We start from the raw sequence: 18282 nt of genomic DNA on the forward strand, positions 1-18282 counted from the left end.
GTGTCACTCATGACGCTAAAGGCCCTTGAAAACCAAAGAGGTAAATGGCAGCCATGACGATAATCCCGCAGAACAGCACATAATAGATGGTAGGTAAAATAGTACGTCTAAGTGTGGCGCCCTCCATACCGAGTAGGCCCACCGTTGCCGATGCAGCCACCACATTATGTACTGCAATCATATTACCAGCAGCCGCACCAACTGCTTGAGCCGCGATGATTAGAGAAGGTGAAATATGTAAGCTCATGGCAGCTTCGTATTGGAATTGACTGAACATCATGTTGGATACGGTATTAGACCCCGCGATAAAAGCACCTAACGCACCAATGGTTGCACTGATTAAGGGGAAAACACTACCAAAAGTACCCGCAAACAACTCTGCACTGGCGACAGGCATACTCGCCACATCTGATAAGTTTACGCCTGAATTAATAAAAATCCTAACCATTGGAATCGTGAAAATAAGGACAAATCCAGCCCCTAGTACAGTTTTGCCTGATTCTTTAAAGGCATTATTTAGTGCACTGGCAGGTCTTTTGGTTTGAAAAGCGGCAGCAACCAAGGCGCTAATTAATAACAAGCCGCCTGGTAAGTATAAAGGACTAAAGCTGGCACTGATATCTGCCTCACTTAAAATCGAGGTTAGGTCTACTGTCGCACTGTTCAGCAAAGACTGAAAGCCTGTTAATACTCTAGAACACACCAATAAAAGGGCAACTAATAGATAAGGAAACCACGCCATGACCGTGGACATCTTTTTATCACTCAACGCAGGAGTGATGTCTTCTTTACTGACTACTAGCTTACCAAGCCATTCACTTGGCCAGCTTTTTTTCGGTTCAAAATCCCATGTGGTTTTTGGTACTAAAAATCCACGTTTTGCCGCATTAACAACAATAGTGATACTGACCAAACCACCGACCAATGATGGAAACTCTGGCCCTAAAAAAACACCTGTTAGGGTATAAGGGACTGTGAATGCTAAACCCGCAAAAATAGCAAATGGCCAAATAGCGAAGCCTTCTCTCCAGCTTTTATTTTTACCAAAAAAGCGCGTGAGCATCATCACCATGAAAAGTGGCATAAATGTACCAATGACACCGTGCATAATGGCTACTTGGCTGGTAATCAGTTGTAAAAAGTCGCCCCACTCTAGTCCTTGTTGTGCCAGTTGGGCGCTAATGGCTACTGTATCTAATCCCTTGTTTACACCAATAACGATAGGCGTACCGACTGCCCCAAATGACACAGGCGTACTTTGTATCATCATTCCCATCAACACAGCACCTAGCGCTGGAAATCCTATTGCGACGAGTAAAGGCGCGGCAATAGCGGCCGCTGTACCAAAACCAGCCGCTCCCTCAAGAAAGCAACCAAAGCACCAAGCAATAATAATGGCTTGCACCCGCCTATCTGGCGATACATTGGTAAACCCAGCACGGATAACAGCAATGGCACCCGTATGCTTCAACGTATTCAATAAGAAAATAGCGCCGAATACGATCCACAATACTGAAACCGTAATGACTATTCCTTGAATAATCGATGAAGACACGCGATTAAGCGTCATATCCCATACAAAGAGGGCAAGCGCGGCAGTAACCGCCAGAACGATTGGCATGGTTCTTTTGGCTGACCATTGCAAGCCTATCAAAAAAATACCACAGAGCACGATTGGCAGTAATGCCAACAGTCCATATATTGTTTGATTCAAAATCATAATCCTTTTTTTATCGTGTAATCTTCCTTGAACCACTTCATCTAAGCATTTGTTTTTATAACTTCATGCTGTCGGTCAGACGAAGCCGAAAACAATCTCTGTCAGTGACATGATTAATAGAATGGTTAAATAAACAAATGCTCAAAATTCCCTAAAATATTCTACGCCTTGTCAATACATTGATATATTGCATCAAAGGACAATGTTATTTTCTTTTTTTGCTATAATCCAAAACGTATTACACCAATTGGGGAACAAGTATGGGCAAAGCTGACGATATGGTTTTATTCGTCCAAGTGGTTGATGAAGGGTCATTTTCTCGGGTCGCTGAAAAGCTGTCATTAACGAATTCAGTGGTAAGTAAACGCATTGCAAGATTAGAAGAAAGCTTAAACGCACAGCTGCTTTATAGGACAACCAGAAAGTTAAGCTTAACCGATGCAGGAAGGACGCTTTATAACAAAGCTAAAATCGCTAAATTTGCCTTTCAGGAAGCTGAAAATGCCGTTACAGGCTATGGTGAGGACATGAAAGGCAACATACGTATAACCATGCCAGCGGTCTCTGCAAATCTAATATTGAGCGAATCCATTGCCGAATTCTGTAAACAACACCCAGAAATATCAGTAGATTTACAGATTACCAATCGATTGGTTGATTTGATAGAAGAAGGATTTGATCTGGCGATAAGGACAGCAGAGCTTGAAGACTCATCACTCATTGCAAGACGTCTTATAGATAGCCAGTGGGTCATATGTGCAACACCAGACTATTTAGAACGACACGGTACACCTCAAACTCCTGAACAATTACGGAGTCATGAGTGTTTGGTCTATAAGTTTGATCATACGGCAAATGGTATATGGCCGCTATATATAGATGGCACGGAGCAACTGCTTCCTGTACAGGGTCGGTTTCATAGCAATCATCTTAATGCGATTAAACAAGCGACTCTCAGCGACCTAGGTATCGCCTTTTTACCACAAGCACTTGTTTATGAAGAAATGCAGCAAAACACGCTCATTCAGATTTTGCAGCGCTTTACACGAAAGAAAATGGGGATGTATGCGGTTTACCCCAAGGCACGGCAACCGGACCAAAAGTTAAAACTGCTTGTGTCACATCTGCGAAAATCATTACATCAAAAACAGGCTTACTACTGCTAAGTAATAAGCCTGTTTTTCATATGAATAAGCAAAGATGGATGAGAGTATTTGACGATAATAGTCATATATGTCGACTTCGCTTTAATCAAAGCAAAGAATACCTGAGCACTATTAGCTATAAGTATAAAGTGCTCAGACATGAAGTTCAGTTGTACTAGATAATGTTATTAGTATAAGAATTTGATAACTGAAACTTTACTACCTAGTAGCTTTCATAAAGGCTGAACAATCTAAATAAATTTTTATGATCCATTGACTGTGTAGCGTACGATAACTTCATTATCGAGTACGACATTGGTTGACCAAATGAATTCAGCATCTGCTTTTTCATTATCAAAAATATCTGTGAAATTGGTATAAGCTGATTTGTTGTCTACTCCAATGGTTTGATTACTATAGGTGGTGGCATTCGGCCAACTAGAGTCATCAAAGTCTGCTTGTTGCCAATTGGTAGGCAATTCCCAATGCAGGCCATAATCTGCCGAAACGTCTTGTACATTAGCTGTGGTAACACAATTACTAGATAGTCGCTCGCTACCTGACTCACTAACACAGGACAAGTCTCTAATCGGCGCGGTATAAAAGGTTTGTGCTTTCCAGTTTTTATCGGTCTTGGCGATGATGTTATTATCTTTATCTTTGATCACAGCGACGAGACCACCATCTCCTGCATGAAATTCTGAGCCATTATTACTCTCTGAACCAACACCTAAGTTTTCTTCCCAATCTACCAAATGCATAGCTACGGTAAACGGTGCTTTTGCTTTGAAACGTACAATGTTTGAATTGAACTGAGTAAACGGTACATTGTCACGCCCGACTGCTACGCCATTTACGTACATCTCAAAATAATTATCTGCAAAGACGTAAGCGGTATACACTTCGCCATCTGCATCTATTTCAATGATGTCTGAGCCATCGAGTTGATCTAACGCTTCACTGGCGGTGCGATAGTCGTTGCCCGTACAAGGATTGTTTAAGTCGGATGCCACTGGGAAATCTGTATTGAGCAAATTGGTCGCTGCTGGTACTGTCCATGTTTTACCGTCAGTTGACTGGATACTACCGATGTTGGTTTGACGACCACGATCACATTCATAGGCATTTGTCACATCAGTCTGGGCAAGACCTTGAGTTAAGCTAGCGGTGCCAGTATAGCTGCTGGCATCTTCACTACTGTTTATTGATGCTGTCGTTTGCTCATTGGCATCGGTAGCTGCTGAGTCTATTTGAGTTTGGCTACACGCCGCTAGCAATACAGCAGATATTGTCGTGGTTAGCAAAGCAGGTATTAAAATAGGTTTCATTAGGATTCCTTAGCATTATATAAGATGGTCTAAAACTCAGCTTATTTGTCTCTATAACTGATCATTATCATTAGATTCACATTATTTTTTCTGTGTACCATCAGTGCGTTTATAAGTCTGTACAGTCGTACCCTCTGGATCAATAAACTCAAAAGTATAAATATCTTTGGTCGCTTCAGTAGCGCCCCAACCATAGTTAAGCTTATGCTCTTGACCGTCATGGGTATACGTTAGACTATATTGAGTCGGACTTATAATCTTATAATCTGTGATCTCAGCTCCGCGCAAAGGCGTCAGCGCTGGGCGAACGCCATGAGTATGTGCTTGCGGTGCAATCTCATTTTCTGGCGCTGTCGTATCTGGGTTTATAGTGACCTTACCGCGCAAACCTGCAATTAAATACGGAAACTCTGAGGTAGCATGGTATTCATAGCTACCGTCTTCATTGAATTTGCCTAAATATTCATCCAGCTCATCATCCGTTTCACCATAGACAGGAAAGCCGTCTAGCGCATAAGCAATGGGCTTACCTTCACCAACTTGTGACTGTAGATGCGTTGGTGCAAGATGATAATGGTAGTCATCAGCGCGTCCAGAATGCCCGCCCCAATTGTCTAATTCTCCAAATGCCTTGGCGTCCTCACCACGATTGTTTAATGGGTTGAATATAGGAATGCCATTAGCTGCAATAGCGATAGCCCCTTTCATAAAATTGTCTTTGGCCATTAAAGGCTCATCGGCAAGCTCAGGCTGTAAGGGAATGACCCAACTGTTCTCATTGGTATAATCCTGGTCGATAGGTACTTGCTGTTGCCAACTGGTAATACCTGTCATCATTTCATGGCTTGGGATACCGTTTGATTCGACATACAGATATTTATCATCATGATGGGTACTGACGTTATCAAATGAGCCAAATACTGAGGTCATAAAGTCAATATCATTGGCTGGTACTGGCAAATGAGCAATCGCCTGTTTCGTCTTTGCACCGATATTTTGGGCCGTCTCAGTACTGCTACAAGCCACAAGCAAAGCAGCTGAACCCAATACACCAAAAACTGAATAAGCTACTTTTGAGGTTCGGTTTTTTTTGTGGCGTATATTCAAAACATAGAAGGAAACCAAACCACTCGCTAAGATCAAGCCGCCCAAGAGGTAGAAGAATAAAACAGAGCGCGTGTCACTGTTATCCGTTATGACAGACGTTGCCGCATCAGCTTTGTTTAGTGCCGTTCCATTATCATTGGCAATAACAGTAGTATCGCTTGGATTTTGGATAGCCGTTAATTGATTACTACTTACTAGATTTTCAATCACTGCTAGCTGATTGATCGCTTGAATATGGGCGTTTTTTTCTAGAATATAGGTTTGATCATTGGCTGAAAAGTCTGACAAGTTAAAAGAAAGTAGCTGATGGTGGCTATCCGTTAAATAAACAGTACCGTCTTCTAGTTTGATGAAATCAGCAGCGACACTAGGCTGACCGGTAATCTGCCATTCTTTGGCAGGCATACTATGTGCACTAGGATCATGGGCGTAGGCAGAGGCCAGTGATGAAACTTGTATGGCGGTGACAATAGCCAGCAAGCTGAAAGCTCGAGCCGTTTTTATGAGGGTCATAACACGCTCTTGTTTGGATTGATATTTGAAAGTTAGTAATGGTCAGACGGATATGCGTATACGCACCTGTTTAAATGTCATAACTGTTTATCGTTACTCACACAAAAAATTATAGTGATCAAAATAATAGGTCTATTATATTGAAAAGATAATATCAATTTTTACTTTAGAGAAACTTTAAGAAGTGTTAAGCCCTATTACGCTTTTTACTATGGAAATCACGTAGACTATATCTTCGCCTGATGTACTATCATCAATCACTATGCAACGTATGACGATAACTAGCAGTGTTCTTATATAAGAAAGCATCGTGCAAAATCAAAAGCGCATCCCACTGCCTTCTAAACACTGCAGCGGGTTTTTATCAGACGCACAAGGTTGGATTTTTTTGAGTTCATCAAGCGATAGATATTCAAAATAATTGGTCAGTGCAACACGGGCATCGGGGTCATCTATAAAATAGCCGTCATCATATATTTTATCTTTCCAGCTTGGATTTACTCGATACAAATAAGACTTATAATCTATATTGGCTAATGCCTCGTCAGGGAGCTGATCAAAAGGGCCATCGTAATAGTTATTTTTATAAACATTATTGGCATTAACGCCTACTAATATGGCAAATTTTTCCATAGGCAGGTAGACAAATTGAGTCCTAGCACCCACTTTAAGTACCTCGCCAACAGGATAATAAAACTCATCATCTCTGGATAAAGGATTAATATAATAGAAGTTATTGGTAGTAGGATGAAATGCCAAATAGAGTGTGACTCCCGAATCATCCATCATTGGTAGGTTGACTTCAAAACCTTGACTCTCAAGCGTCTTTACAAAATCAGCATCTGTCTCTATCTGATTAATCTCAAGGTTTTTTTTGATATTTTTGAAGGTTAATTGATATAAGTTAGGTTGATATTCTTTCAGGCTAAATATCTCTGATGACTTATATAGTTTATGATGCGTTTTAAACTCACCCCGTTCTTTGCCGGCTATGTCATAAAAATATATAAAAGATAAGCTGCCCTGCTGTCTTAACTTATGACCTACCAACATATTGCCTTTTATTAAGTTGCCCTGATGGTAAAAATTAAAGTAATAATAGCCCTCTGAAGGGTAAATAGTGAGGGTATCGTCAGTCTGTGATAGCACGTATGCAAAAACGTCATCTACATTATCAATATCAAGCTCAGTATCTTGATACAGTTCATTGATCATTTTCTCGTTAGTATTTAGGGCATTGGCTTGAGCAGAGTACAGAAAAAGCAGACTCACCAGTAGGTAACAAAAGGTTTTCATGAATACTCTCCAAAATGTGGCTTAGTACATAAAAAATGACAGCTAAACGTTTAACTGTCACTTTGTTCTACTCGTAGATAGCATATATAGCATTGCTCAATTATTTTGCTAATTTCATAGACTCAAGTTCAACGTTTTCATCGTTGATCCCTACTTTAGTAGTAATACAGTTATGTTTTTTTATAGTTTTACCAAATAGATGACCTGCGCTTTGTGCCAGCTCTTCTTCACCACTCGTAAATTCACGTGCTTTAAAAATCTTAAATGATTTTTTGGTCCAATGTGACTCAGACTTGCCCCAGCGATGTCCTTGCGATTTAGTCTCTGCCATTTGGCTTTCCATAAAAGCGCCACAAACGTCACCATAGCTTTTTTCAATCATGTTATTTTCTTCAGCAAACTTAGTAAGAGCTACTTGCGAGGCGGTTTCTTCCATCGGTGCACTCACTTTAACAGTACTACGTTTACGCTTATGCTTAGGTTCTCTATTCGTTGTGCTCCAGTTGTGGTTTCTGATACTCACGTCACTATTCTCAGTTAAAGTAATACCATTTTTGGCACCTGCCATATCATCGGCGGCATGGCTGAGCCCTACTAAAGACATGCTCAGTGTCAGTATCGTTATTCGCTTATAAATATTCATAATATACATCCTTGTGTAAAAGTATTTAATATAAATAAATCACTGTGAACAGCTGAAACCACTGTAAGAATCTACGTAGATTTACCATCAAATGATCCATATGACGGACTATCTGCCCGAGTCTCTTTAGGGTCTTGATTGGTTCTTAAAGTCTTTTCTAAACTTGAGAGCTTCCCTTAACCCTTGCCAAGGCCATCTAAAGCCCTCTTCCCTATCCATTTCAACATCATTTGAATTATTAATGGCACTGGATTTATTATCTGTCGGTACTTTTTCTTTTTTCTGTATGGTTGGTTGCACTGTTTCGTTGACACTCATCATTGAGGTTTCAGAGATGCGTAAGTTTTGGGTATTGACGTCTTCAGCATGAGAGATGATAGCTAACGGTAAAATGCAGATACTGGTTAAGATGGCTTTAAATAGTTTCATCGTGGTAGTCCTTTATAGTTAATGAACTAACAGCACTTTGGACGCTCAGGTGTCGCTACTTCTTTGTTCTTCTTCTGCCAAGGCCAGCGCCACGTTCTTTCTTTGTCCACTTCTACATCGCTGCCGTCTTGAATGGCGTTCGATTTTTCGCTCATGTGGTCATTTTCGTTGTGCATTTCCATGGTTGATGGTGCTGCTTCATTGACGCTCATCATTGAGGTTTCAGAGATACGTAAGTTTTGAGTATTAACGTCTTCAGCATAAGCGATGGTGGCTAACGGTAAGATACAGATGCTGGCGAGTATAGCTTTTGCTAATTTCATAGTTATCGTCCTTTATGGTTGCTTAACTCCGATACGTAAGATTAAAAATCCATATAGCCAATTAATTTGATTAGATAAACTAACCAAGTTAATTAGTATAACTAGGTATAGCAGAAATATTCATCATTTTCTATGAATATATTTCATATTATAAATATAAATAGCCTGTCTAAAGCTAGCTAAAAAAACGATACGATAATCTTTTCCATTAATAATCATTGACTTTTTTTCCGGCAATAGTACCTGTATCAATGCCTTTTTCTCTTGCTATAAATCAAACCATTGCTATTTGCTGCTCAAATGACACAATTTATAAATTGTAGATTTTTAATAAATAACAAGGATAGCTTCACTGAGTAAGATACGTTGCAATTGTAGCGATAACGTTAAGACTGAAATTTTGTTTTGCAATTCAATATAGCTTTAACTATGATTGCTTTCTTACAGGAAGCTAACGATAGGTAACAATATGCAAATCAATAAATTATATACGGGCTTCGCATTGGCCAGTGCTCTAGTACTTACAGGATGTGGTAGAGATAGTGACGGTCAGTACGTCGCAAGCAATGGAGATGGTGGTCCTATCGTTAATAGTGAACTAAGCTATACAGAGTTTGATCCCTTTACTGATATATCAAACAACCAATATAAAGATGGATGGGGTAAGCTCGCTTATAGACTTAGCAATAGCGGCTTAATGCAGACAATATCTACTATTGTAGGAAGCTCACCTACTGCATATCAGGACAGCGTAGGTGATGTCTCTGAATTAGAATTTTACGCTGGCCAAAATTTGTTCATTGCGGTTCCTGAGGATTTTGATAGTCAGTTTTATAACATTAGCTTTGTTGATAGTGATACGTTCAAGCTAAATATTCGTTCAGGAAATGCTTCCGTCAATTCAACTTATGACATTGTAACCCTTGACCTTGAAGGCGTAGGCAAACAGCCATCCAACGCTAAAACAGGTATTGACACTGAGTTATCTTCTTTTCCTAGCAGTGTTAACCCTGTTTTTCCGAGCGGCTCTCAATGCTATATATTCCTAGAGACACCTAATCAAAATTTCTATACCTTTTCTGAAGACGAAGATGAAGGTAGCATGACTATAGATGAGTGGATTGCTAACGAGAAAACGTATAACACTGTCGCCAATCTTGTCAAAGAAAACATCGGAATCGACAACGAGCTACCAGCTGCTCGGTATACTGATGAAGATGGCGAGATCGTGGCAGCTGTTAGATACAACGGCTTGATATATGATGCTTTCTATAATCAAAGCGGAGTCCAAGAGAGTTTCAATACTAACCCTGACATCGAAGAAGTTTATTGTAGTCTGTACAATGACGTCGCGGCTAATTTCTTAGAAACACAAATCAAAGCCAACTATTAAAAATAGCTTTTGCCAAAAAGCTATCATGAGTCTTACTTATAAAATAGAATAAAAAATAGCGCCTACAATGGGCGCTATTTTTTTAAGTTTAATCATCAGTATTAAACTCAAGCAAAGGGAAAGTCACTGGCTAAGCGTATGCTATTACTTGATGGTAAAGCTATAGTCGAAGCACATCTATAACGAACTATCAATCACTTAGGCACATGATTATTGTCACTCATCTCTACTTCAACCAATCAGTCACTGATTGTTTAAAACTAGGGCGTGCCATAATTGCATTTTTCCAGCGCTCAAAGTGTGCATACTGAGCAAAAGGATAGCCTGCTCTACCTAAAACAACCAGTTGCGGAATCCAAGTAATATCCGCCAACGAAAAGGCGTCGCTAACTAGCCAATCATAATCTTTGAGACGCGCGTCCATTTTTGCAAAACAGTCATCAAGAACTGCGGTTGCCTTATCAATATCCTCTTGACTAAAACCATGTGTACTACGATGCTCGTGAAACGCTAACAGTGCTTTGTCGTAAGTTTGATTTTTGCGGTATTCTATTAGCTCTTCTTCGCTAAGACCCGTTGCACCTAATTTATAATACATATAAGTTTTTATAGACAGATGATTGTCTTTTGCCATATGCATCCAATCATACATGGCCTGCATTTCAGCTTCAGTCTCAGTATCAGGACGCAACGAATTGGGTTCATAGGTGGTATCTAAATAATCAATGATATCGGTCGAATCAATAATCACCACACCCTCATCTACCAAGGTTGGTACCACACCATTAGGGTTGATTCCTAGATATTCTTTGGTACGCTGCTCACCTTTAGATAGGTCAATAAGATGGCTTGTCCACTCTAGCTGCTTCTCCGCTAATGCAATCCTTACGCGCATGGCACAGTTGGAAAATGGCGCATGATACAAGTGTAAACCTTCGAATTTGGTAACGGATTTATTTGTAGGCGTAATCATAGGCATAATAGTCTTCCTTGCATTTTGCATTACATCAAAGAGCGTTCATTTATCGCGTTCTAATAATATTTAGCTTGAGTATGCGCGGTCTTATTAATTATTAAAGTACTCAGTCCAACTCATATGTTCGCGGCCCACTACCTTGGCAAAATCGCTTTGGTTGTGCATGGCACCTATTGCTATCTGCTCGTAAATACCAGCGATCACTGTACCGATAAACTCGCCTAGTTCATCAATACGGGCTTGTTTGTACGCCTCCACGGTCATATGACGATAACTAAACGTTGTACCAAACCTGTCATTCAAGTACTGAGTGAGCTGCTGCTGGGTAATGGATTCACCATTTAAATTATAAGTATTGGCATTGTGCTTAGCATTGATTAGCATTTGGCTATAAGCGACCGCCAATTCTTCATGAGTGGTATAGCCACACTTACCCTCACCTGCACAGTTGGCAATCTCGCCCTGCGCCTTATAGCTATCGATATAATCCACATCAGGCTCGATATAGATACCATTACGGCCTATCACCCAATTGAGACCACTATCTTTGATATCTTGTTCTGTTTGCTGATTACTCTTCACAATCGGCGCAAACGCAGTTTGAGTACTAGAACCCTGAATACTGGTATACACGATTTTTGTCACACCATTTTTTTTCGCAGACTCAATGACATTGCGGTGCTGACCAATACGCTTAGCAGGCTCATCCATACTAGACACCAGTAAAACGCTATCTATACCTTGTAATGAATTCTTAAGCTGTTGTACATCATCATAATCACCTGCTCTGACCTCTATGCCATACTGCTTGGTCAAAAACTCAGCTTTGGCAGGAGTGCGTGCCAGCGCCACGATGTCTGTCGCGGCATGCGCCTGTAGTAGATTCTCAATAATGGCAGACCCTAGTTTTCCATTAGCGGCTGTAACTGCGATTTTCATAGTGCACCTCTTTGATTCTCTTAAGTAGAATGAACGTCGATTAGGGTTAATAGATAAACCCTAATCGATCTACTGGTTTGCAACCGATTGAAATTGCTGTTTATTTCAAACCCATCCACTAATCTACTAAGGTATAGCGATTCATTGCCATCGTCTCTAAATCGATACTGCCCATAAATTCAGCTGCCATAGGTGTTTTAGTAAAACTTGTCATGGAAGCATCCGCATCCGCTAACGTTTCCCAATGCACCACAACCACCCATTCGCCGTTTTCGCCCATTGCTGACTCACGAGATACAAAGCCTTTTTGTTTTGCCACATGATTGACCTCAACGCTATGATCAAGAACGGCAAAATCATCGTAAGAGATACTAGGTTTAAGTTTGAAAGAGGCAATCTCAATCACTTTAGCGTTTGATACTACGTCAGCACCTTGATGATGGCTATTATGCTGTGTATGCTTTTGAGCTTGATGAGCAGGTTGTAAGTTGTTGCAAGCGGTCAATGCAAATGTGCTGATAACGACAGTGGTTAATAAAGCAGCTTTTGAAATCTTCATAGTAATACCTTTTGGATAGATTGATGATTTAGAATTTGTTTTAAGTATTTAGATATAGATAAAATATCGAGACTAGGGCGTGTCCTCATTTTAAAAATGGTGATAAAAATGAGATAAATTGCCGTCAAACGAGGAAAATAGTGCAGATAATATCGAGATATTGACCAACTATTTGACGATGTTTGGCAAAATTTAGCTGTTTTTAGCCCATTTAGAGGACACTCGTTTGAATTGAGGACACGCCCTAAGATAAGTTGATAAATTAAAAAACCTTAAAACTGATAGCGTAAGCCTAAGTTAAATTCATGAGCAGAGGCGTCGTTGATCTCAAAGCCATCGCTGAAGCCGTCTTGTCCTGTTTGTACGTCGCCGCCAAAATCGATGTATTGATACTCTCCATATAAATGGGTGCTTGGGGCCAATGCATAGCTTGCACCTGCTCCGATATTCCATGTAAATTCGCTAGAGTCGCCATCAGCGTAGTTGTCATAATAGCCATCTGCTTTGCCATCAAATGCATCAAACCCTGCTACGCCAGTTCCGCCCAAACGAGCAGAATAGTCATTTTTTGAAAGTCCAATACCTGCCTTAGCATAAGGGGTAAATGAGGCACTAATAGGGAAATCGTAAAACCCTTCAAGAGTCATCGTTAAGCTTTCAAACTCACCGTCTAAAATGTATTGCTCGCCATCACGAGCGCCTGTACCGTAACGTGAGTCATCAATATCAAAGCTACGTTTTGCCAATCGACCTTCTATACGTAGGTTCTGGTTAAACTGGTAACCCAAGCCTATACCGCCGACCATACTATTATCAGCTTCAAATGAACTTGGGAAATCGTTGTCAGTTGCAATGTTATTACCATAGGCTTCTGAGTCAGTGTCCGCAATGCTATAGCCCAGTTGTGCTGTACCATATAGGCCCTCTGTCATATCTGCCATGGCGACTGTAGGTAGTGCAAATAAGCCCAAAACAGTAAAGGTAGATAATGCTTTTGCGTTGGTTAAAGATGTCATAAGTGTTCCCTAATTAAGAAGGTGTTCCAAGCCAATGGTTAGTGACTGCTTTATCAAAGACCTACTATTTAATAAAGCAGTACTTAATGAAACAGTATTTAATAAAGCAATATTTAAGACTTGGGGTTTTTGGAATATTAAATTCTTGCAACCTGATGACAACCATCATATGCTACCAACTCATGAATAAAAACAGAGGTTTGTTCATACTTATTATGAAAGATTTCGATTATTTAGCGTTAAGCGGACAGCACTTGTTGGTATTCAGCACCTTGCACGAGGTCGGCACAGTGACTAAAACTGCCGAACAATTGGATCTGACACAATCGACCATTAGCCACAGTTTGCAAAAACTAAGGCTAATATTTGACGATGAGCTGTTTGTGCGTTCGGGTAGAAGCGTGATGCCGACCCAAAAAAGTGAATATTTATATCAAGAAATTAAGCCGTTGTTGGTTCGGCTAGATGAGTTAACGCAGACCCAGGAGTTTGAGCCAAAGCTGGCTCATTTTGATTACACGATTTTGGCAAATGATTATCAGGTGGGTGTGTTTTTAACACAGGCAATGCAACAAATTAGCGCACAAGTGGCCTCATTTCGCTTAAATATATTGCCTTCTCGCAAGCCTAATATTGAGCAACTTCGGCAACATAATGTTGATGTGGCATTTTCTCCTTTTGCCCCCGATCACAATGACATTATGAGCGTACGCTTATTTGACGATGTGGCACGGTGCTATTACGATCCTGCGTACCGCTCACCTCCAGTAACCGAGCAAGATTTTGATAATGCCCGCTACGTGGGGCTAAGCTTTACCAAAGGTGCGTCTGCCAGCCAAACGGATAAACACATTATTCAAGCGATAGATGCCAATACCGTCATACGCACCAATAGCTTTGCGACGATGGCAACGTTCGTTAAAGGGTCAGAATTAATGGCTATTGTCCCTAGTAAATTGAATACGTTGGGATTTGAGCATTTAGACAGCGTGGCATTACCTTATCAACCCACACCGATTACTATGCGGATGCTATGGCACAAAAAATATCAAAAAGACCCTAAGCATCAGTGGTTTAGGGAACAGGTTATCGCGTCTACTGATATTTTTAGAACATACTAGGGCGTGTCCTCATTTTAAAAATGGTGATAAAAATGAGATAAATCGCAGTCAAACAAGGAAAATAGCGCAGATAATATCGACATATTAGTCAGCTATTTGACGCCGTTTGGCAAGATTTAGCCATTTTTAACCCCTTTAGATGACTATCGATTGAATTGAGGACACGCCCTAGAGTCTGTTGAGTACTCTTACATCACTGCTTACGTCCTCCTTTACAACCTCGTCGACAATATTTTGACATCAACAGTCATTAAAAATGTCGTTCTGATATTAAATTAGCCTTCAATTATCATAAAATCATTAGGTGTGAAGTTAGCAATACAGTCAGCAAGCTTTTGAATTATTTAATAAAATTATAAGTCAAGTAGTATGAACTTATCTGATACCTGCATAGTGATATTTTTAGGTTCTCTTTAATGTTTTTATAAAAATGAAGGTTGAATAATAAGGTAAAACCATCTAATAATAGGTCTATAAGTTCTAGACATTTATCTAGCAACTTATATCCACTACTATTAGGAAATAAATACAATGACGTATAAAAATGTAACTGTCGCTGGAAGCGGCATCCTAGGCTATCAGATTGCTTTTCAGGCCGCATTTCATGGTTTTAATGTTAGTGTCTATGACATCAATGATGAGGTTTTAGAAAAAGCAAAATCAAAATTTCAATTGATGTGTAAAGCTTTTCGAAAGGATTTGAGGGCAACTCAAGAGCAGTTGGACATGGCCTTTGACAATCTGAGCTATACCTCAGACTTAGCAGAAGCGGTCAAAGATGCTGACCTGATGATTGAAGCCATTCCTGAGATTCCTGAAATTAAAATCGAATTTTATGAAAAACTTGCCAAACTAGCGCCAGAGAAAACCATCTTTGCAACCAATACCTCTACCTTACTTCCTAGTCAGTTTGCAGAGTCAACGGGACGACCTGCGCAGTTTTTAGCGCTACACTTTGCCAATAAAATTTGGATGCACAACGTTGCTGAAATCATGGGGCATCCTGGCACAGATCCTAAAGTATTTGATGAGGTTGTTGCTTTTGCTACTGCCATCGGTATGGTGGCAATGCCGCTGGATAAGGAGCAACCCGGCTATATCATGAACAGTTTGTTGGCGCCTTTTATAGATGCAGCTTTGCAATTGGTTGCAAAAGAGGTTGCCGATCCACATACGATAGATAAAACGTGGATGATAGTAACTGGCGCGCCGTCAGGTCCCTTTGCCATATTGGACACTATCGGTATCAACACTGCTTACAACATCACAAAGCTATCTGCTGAAAAAACTCAAAATCCTGTAAGGTTCAAGGCTGCTCAATATTTAAAAGAGCAGTTAATCGATCAAAACAAATTAGGATTCGCGACTGGTGAAGGATTTTATACTTATCCAAACCCTGCCTTTATGCAACCTGAATTTTTGAAATAATAAATAGCTTTCAAACTGGCTCTAAAACACAAAAGACCATTCAAGCTATATATTGCATCGCTTGGATGGCCTTGTCAGTCGCGCATTTTATCTAACTAAATATCTTAATATTAAGATTTACTTTCGGCGATGACTATCCAAACCTATCTAAGTTATGTTGTTCACTAAAGAGAAAAGTCATATCGCGTCAATGCAATGATCTCAATTGGCACTGCATACTTCCAAGGCATACCGCCCGTACAATAGAACTGGCCATCTTCAAAAGCTACAATGCGAGATGTGAAGTCATTACCTACCTGATCTTCTAGAGCGTTCTCATCACTTTCGTCACTCACAGCACACCATATACTTTGATGACCATCCTCAAGCATTGAACGAGTTAGTTCGCTTCCAACAATTACCGTATCCATGTTGTTACTCCTATTCAATGACAATGATTAGTAAGCTAAACAAGCGGTTTTGTAACAGCAATCACTTGAGCATCTTCGAACCTGTTTTATCTATCGTTGAAAAATATTGGTGGTTAGACAGATGAGCTTATGAATAGATAGTACAGATGTATTGTCAGCTAGAACAAGAAGTTGTAGACAGGTGGTATATTTTTATGCATAGGCTGTAAGACTAATCTGTATGTAGAACGTAACAGTCATTATATTGATAATGAGTTATAGCCCTACATCATCATGAGTAAGTGCCACTCTCTTTACTGAGACAGCGTACTCCCATAGATCACCTTTATCACAAACGAACTGGTCGTTATTAAAGGCTACAATAGGAACCAATAATTCGTAGTAACCATTATCTATAGTTGCTACAGCATAATCATCGCTAACGTTGCTGACAGCGCACCATACATAGTTGCTGACATTTTCCAAGATTGCTTTGGTTAACTCACTGCCTTGTAATTCAGCAATCATCTTCAGGCTCCAGTATCTATCAAGTTAATCTATTACTTTATAGATAAATTCGGTTTTTGCAATATATCTGTATAACTCATAAGTTCTCGAAATACACCTGACTTCCCTCGAGCAGATTTTTTATAGTTAGAATTTATGCTCAAACTATTCAAAGATATTTTTAATCTTATGCTCGATATACTGTCTTTTCGGTATGATAAATTGGCTTTGTTTTATGCTATAAAAGACTGCTTAATCGATGCTCGTTAACGCTTTACTAACATCTAAGAAATTGACAGCGGGGGGCAGCTTATACTACCCTTTATCACTCATTCACTTTATTAATCTTACTTCTTAAATAGTAAGATCGTTCCGGAGTAATCCCATGCAGTGGACCAAACCAGCTTTTCAAGACATTCGTATCGGTTTCGAAGTGACTATGTATTTCGAAGCACGCTAAAACTCATTAGCACTCAATCCATTAAAAGCCCTAGATGATTAGGGCTTTTATTTTTTTGGAAATATTGATTTATGTATATTCACGTTTTAGGCTCAGCTGCTGGTGGCGGTTTCCCGCAGTGGAACTGTAACTGCGATAATTGCCACGGTGTGCGTCAAGGCACGATTCAGGCAAAAACCCGTACCCAATCTTCGATAGCCATATCAGAAAATGGTGTGGATTGGATCTTATTCAACGCGTCCCCTGATATCCGCCAACAATTATTTGAGTTCAAGGCAGCACAGCCAGCACGTCATTTGAGAGATACAGGCATCACCAATGTAGTCTTAATGGACAGTCAGCTTGACCATACGACGGGGCTATTAACCCTGCGTGAAGGCTGTCCGATGCCTGTTTGGTGTACTGACATGGTCTATCAAGATCTGACGACAGGATTTCCTCTCTTTAATATGTTGAAGCACTGGAATGGCGGCTTGCAATATAATCAAATTGATCCAGAAAAGACGTTTAAGATTGAAGGATTTGACAATTTAGAATTGACGCCTTTGGTGATTAAAAGCTCTGCACCGCCCTACTCTCCGCACCGCAACGACCCGCATGATGGCGACAATATTGCCCTGATTGTAAAAGACTTGAAAACACAAAAACAACTCTTTTATGCGCCAGGTCTCGGTAAAATTGACGATCAAGTGATGCAGATTATGAAAAGCTCTGATTGCGTAATGATTGACGGTACGCTATGGACTGACAATGAAATGCAAGAGTGCGGCGTCGGTACGAAGACCGGCCAAGACATGGGTCATTTACATATTAGTGGTGAAGACGGCTCATTGCATTATCTAGATCAGTTAGATAACGCTCGTAAGGTGCTCATTCATATCAATAACACCAACCCAATATTAAATGAAAAGTCTGAACAAGCCGCGACATTAAAACAACATGGTGTTGAAGTAGCATTCGATGGTATGCAGATTGAGCTGTAAGACAAAC

Annotated in this window: 19 protein-coding genes; 6 read left to right on the forward strand and 13 right to left on the reverse strand. The window is 40.1% G+C overall.

All coding sequences use genetic code 11. From position 1 onward, the window contains the following. Positions 1–7: 7 nt before the first annotated feature. Complete coding sequence (locus ACHEVO_RS03565; RefSeq protein WP_394123940.1) at positions 8–1714, reverse strand: L-lactate permease; 1707 nt, start codon at positions 1712–1714, stop codon at positions 8–10. Positions 1715–1980: 266 nt separating this feature from the next. Here ACHEVO_RS03565 and ACHEVO_RS03570 point away from each other — a divergent pair, with 266 nt between their 5' ends. Then, on the forward strand, positions 1981–2886 hold the full coding sequence (locus ACHEVO_RS03570; protein ID WP_341609356.1) for a LysR family transcriptional regulator: 906 nt from the start codon (positions 1981–1983) through the stop codon (positions 2884–2886). A gap of 242 nt (positions 2887–3128) precedes the next feature. Here the strand turns inward: ACHEVO_RS03570 and ACHEVO_RS03575 are convergent, their stop codons facing one another. From ACHEVO_RS03575 to ACHEVO_RS03600, 6 genes are all read right to left on the reverse strand, one after another. After that, positions 3129–4193, reverse strand: a complete 1065-nt coding sequence (locus tag ACHEVO_RS03575) for a hypothetical protein (RefSeq protein ID WP_394123941.1) — start codon at positions 4191–4193, stop codon at positions 3129–3131. A gap of 81 nt (positions 4194–4274) precedes the next feature. After that, the gene (locus ACHEVO_RS03580; RefSeq protein ID WP_394123942.1) at positions 4275–5813 is read right to left on the reverse strand and encodes a YHYH protein; all 1539 of its coding nucleotides are present in this window, start codon (positions 5811–5813) and stop codon (positions 4275–4277) included. Between the two features lie 318 nt (positions 5814–6131). Beyond that, positions 6132–7109: a hypothetical protein gene (locus ACHEVO_RS03585; protein ID WP_394123943.1), complete on the reverse strand. Its 978-nt coding sequence runs from the start codon at positions 7107–7109 to the stop codon at positions 6132–6134. Positions 7110–7209: 100 nt separating this feature from the next. Continuing rightward, complete coding sequence (locus ACHEVO_RS03590) at positions 7210–7752, reverse strand: hypothetical protein (protein ID WP_394123944.1); 543 nt, start codon at positions 7750–7752, stop codon at positions 7210–7212. A 126-nt stretch (positions 7753–7878) separates the two neighbouring features. Further along, positions 7879–8181 (reverse strand): hypothetical protein, encoded by a 303-nt coding sequence (locus ACHEVO_RS03595; RefSeq protein WP_394123945.1) that lies wholly within the window; start codon positions 8179–8181, stop codon positions 7879–7881. A 26-nt stretch (positions 8182–8207) separates the two neighbouring features. Next, positions 8208–8504, reverse strand: a complete 297-nt coding sequence (locus tag ACHEVO_RS03600; protein WP_394123946.1) for a hypothetical protein — start codon at positions 8502–8504, stop codon at positions 8208–8210. A gap of 469 nt (positions 8505–8973) precedes the next feature. Here ACHEVO_RS03600 and ACHEVO_RS03605 point away from each other — a divergent pair, with 469 nt between their 5' ends. Continuing rightward, positions 8974–9897, forward strand: a complete 924-nt coding sequence (locus tag ACHEVO_RS03605) for a hypothetical protein (RefSeq protein WP_394123947.1) — start codon at positions 8974–8976, stop codon at positions 9895–9897. A gap of 226 nt (positions 9898–10123) precedes the next feature. On the opposite strand, the gene ACHEVO_RS03610 is transcribed toward ACHEVO_RS03605, so the two are convergent. The 4 genes from ACHEVO_RS03610 to ACHEVO_RS03625 form a co-directional block, all read right to left on the reverse strand. Next, on the reverse strand, positions 10124–10876 hold the full coding sequence (locus ACHEVO_RS03610) for a glutathione S-transferase family protein (protein WP_394123948.1): 753 nt from the start codon (positions 10874–10876) through the stop codon (positions 10124–10126). A gap of 87 nt (positions 10877–10963) precedes the next feature. Then, on the reverse strand, positions 10964–11812 hold the full coding sequence (locus tag ACHEVO_RS03615) for an NAD(P)H-binding protein (RefSeq protein WP_394123949.1): 849 nt from the start codon (positions 11810–11812) through the stop codon (positions 10964–10966). A 118-nt stretch (positions 11813–11930) separates the two neighbouring features. Next, entirely contained in the window at positions 11931–12371 is a 441-nt protein-coding gene (locus tag ACHEVO_RS03620; protein WP_394123950.1) for an antibiotic biosynthesis monooxygenase family protein, read from the reverse strand. Positions 12372–12643: 272 nt separating this feature from the next. Next, on the reverse strand, positions 12644–13387 hold the full coding sequence (locus tag ACHEVO_RS03625; RefSeq protein WP_394123951.1) for an outer membrane protein: 744 nt from the start codon (positions 13385–13387) through the stop codon (positions 12644–12646). A 215-nt stretch (positions 13388–13602) separates the two neighbouring features. Here ACHEVO_RS03625 and ACHEVO_RS03630 point away from each other — a divergent pair, with 215 nt between their 5' ends. After that, positions 13603–14508, forward strand: a complete 906-nt coding sequence (locus tag ACHEVO_RS03630) for a LysR family transcriptional regulator (RefSeq protein ID WP_394123952.1) — start codon at positions 13603–13605, stop codon at positions 14506–14508. Between the two features lie 531 nt (positions 14509–15039). Next, on the forward strand, positions 15040–15936 hold the full coding sequence (locus ACHEVO_RS03635) for a 3-hydroxyacyl-CoA dehydrogenase (protein ID WP_394123953.1): 897 nt from the start codon (positions 15040–15042) through the stop codon (positions 15934–15936). Between the two features lie 164 nt (positions 15937–16100). On the opposite strand, the gene ACHEVO_RS03640 is transcribed toward ACHEVO_RS03635, so the two are convergent. After that, positions 16101–16346 (reverse strand): hypothetical protein, encoded by a 246-nt coding sequence (locus tag ACHEVO_RS03640; protein WP_394123954.1) that lies wholly within the window; start codon positions 16344–16346, stop codon positions 16101–16103. Positions 16347–16601: 255 nt separating this feature from the next. Beyond that, the gene (locus ACHEVO_RS03645) at positions 16602–16853 is read right to left on the reverse strand and encodes a hypothetical protein (RefSeq protein WP_201569055.1); all 252 of its coding nucleotides are present in this window, start codon (positions 16851–16853) and stop codon (positions 16602–16604) included. A gap of 364 nt (positions 16854–17217) precedes the next feature. On the opposite strand from ACHEVO_RS03645, the gene pqqA reads away from it, so the two are divergent. Next, the gene (gene pqqA, locus ACHEVO_RS03650) at positions 17218–17292 is read left to right on the forward strand and encodes a pyrroloquinoline quinone precursor peptide PqqA (protein ID WP_082894360.1); all 75 of its coding nucleotides are present in this window, start codon (positions 17218–17220) and stop codon (positions 17290–17292) included. A 71-nt stretch (positions 17293–17363) separates the two neighbouring features. Then, positions 17364–18275 (forward strand): pyrroloquinoline quinone biosynthesis protein PqqB, encoded by a 912-nt coding sequence (pqqB, locus tag ACHEVO_RS03655; protein WP_394123955.1) that lies wholly within the window; start codon positions 17364–17366, stop codon positions 18273–18275. The last annotated feature ends 7 nt before the right edge of the window (positions 18276–18282 follow it).

It is taken from the genome of Psychrobacter nivimaris (assembly GCF_043419765.1).
In the GTDB taxonomy this organism is placed as follows: domain Bacteria; phylum Pseudomonadota; class Gammaproteobacteria; order Pseudomonadales; family Moraxellaceae; genus Psychrobacter.

Coding starts and splice junctions, on each gene's coding strand:
- ACHEVO_RS03645 (WP_201569055.1), bottom strand. CDS start 16,853: ATGATTGCTGAATTACAAGGCAGTGAGTTAACCAAAGCAATCTTGGAA.
- ACHEVO_RS03615 (WP_394123949.1), bottom strand. CDS start 11,812: ATGAAAATCGCAGTTACAGCCGCTAATGGAAAACTAGGGTCTGCCATT.
- ACHEVO_RS03580 (WP_394123942.1), bottom strand. CDS start 5,813: ATGACCCTCATAAAAACGGCTCGAGCTTTCAGCTTGCTGGCTATTGTC.
- ACHEVO_RS03610 (WP_394123948.1), bottom strand. CDS start 10,876: ATGCCTATGATTACGCCTACAAATAAATCCGTTACCAAATTCGAAGGT.
- ACHEVO_RS03600 (WP_394123946.1), bottom strand. CDS start 8,504: ATGAAATTAGCAAAAGCTATACTCGCCAGCATCTGTATCTTACCGTTA.
- ACHEVO_RS03640 (WP_394123954.1), bottom strand. CDS start 16,346: ATGGATACGGTAATTGTTGGAAGCGAACTAACTCGTTCAATGCTTGAG.
- ACHEVO_RS03625 (WP_394123951.1), bottom strand. CDS start 13,387: ATGACATCTTTAACCAACGCAAAAGCATTATCTACCTTTACTGTTTTG.
- ACHEVO_RS03575 (WP_394123941.1), bottom strand. CDS start 4,193: ATGAAACCTATTTTAATACCTGCTTTGCTAACCACGACAATATCTGCT.
- ACHEVO_RS03635 (WP_394123953.1), top strand. CDS start 15,040: ATGACGTATAAAAATGTAACTGTCGCTGGAAGCGGCATCCTAGGCTAT.
- ACHEVO_RS03595 (WP_394123945.1), bottom strand. CDS start 8,181: ATGAAACTATTTAAAGCCATCTTAACCAGTATCTGCATTTTACCGTTA.
- ACHEVO_RS03605 (WP_394123947.1), top strand. CDS start 8,974: ATGCAAATCAATAAATTATATACGGGCTTCGCATTGGCCAGTGCTCTA.
- ACHEVO_RS03620 (WP_394123950.1), bottom strand. CDS start 12,371: ATGAAGATTTCAAAAGCTGCTTTATTAACCACTGTCGTTATCAGCACA.
- pqqB (WP_394123955.1), top strand. CDS start 17,364: ATGTATATTCACGTTTTAGGCTCAGCTGCTGGTGGCGGTTTCCCGCAG.
- ACHEVO_RS03585 (WP_394123943.1), bottom strand. CDS start 7,109: ATGAAAACCTTTTGTTACCTACTGGTGAGTCTGCTTTTTCTGTACTCT.
- ACHEVO_RS03570 (WP_341609356.1), top strand. CDS start 1,981: ATGGGCAAAGCTGACGATATGGTTTTATTCGTCCAAGTGGTTGATGAA.
- ACHEVO_RS03590 (WP_394123944.1), bottom strand. CDS start 7,752: ATGAATATTTATAAGCGAATAACGATACTGACACTGAGCATGTCTTTA.
- ACHEVO_RS03630 (WP_394123952.1), top strand. CDS start 13,603: ATGAAAGATTTCGATTATTTAGCGTTAAGCGGACAGCACTTGTTGGTA.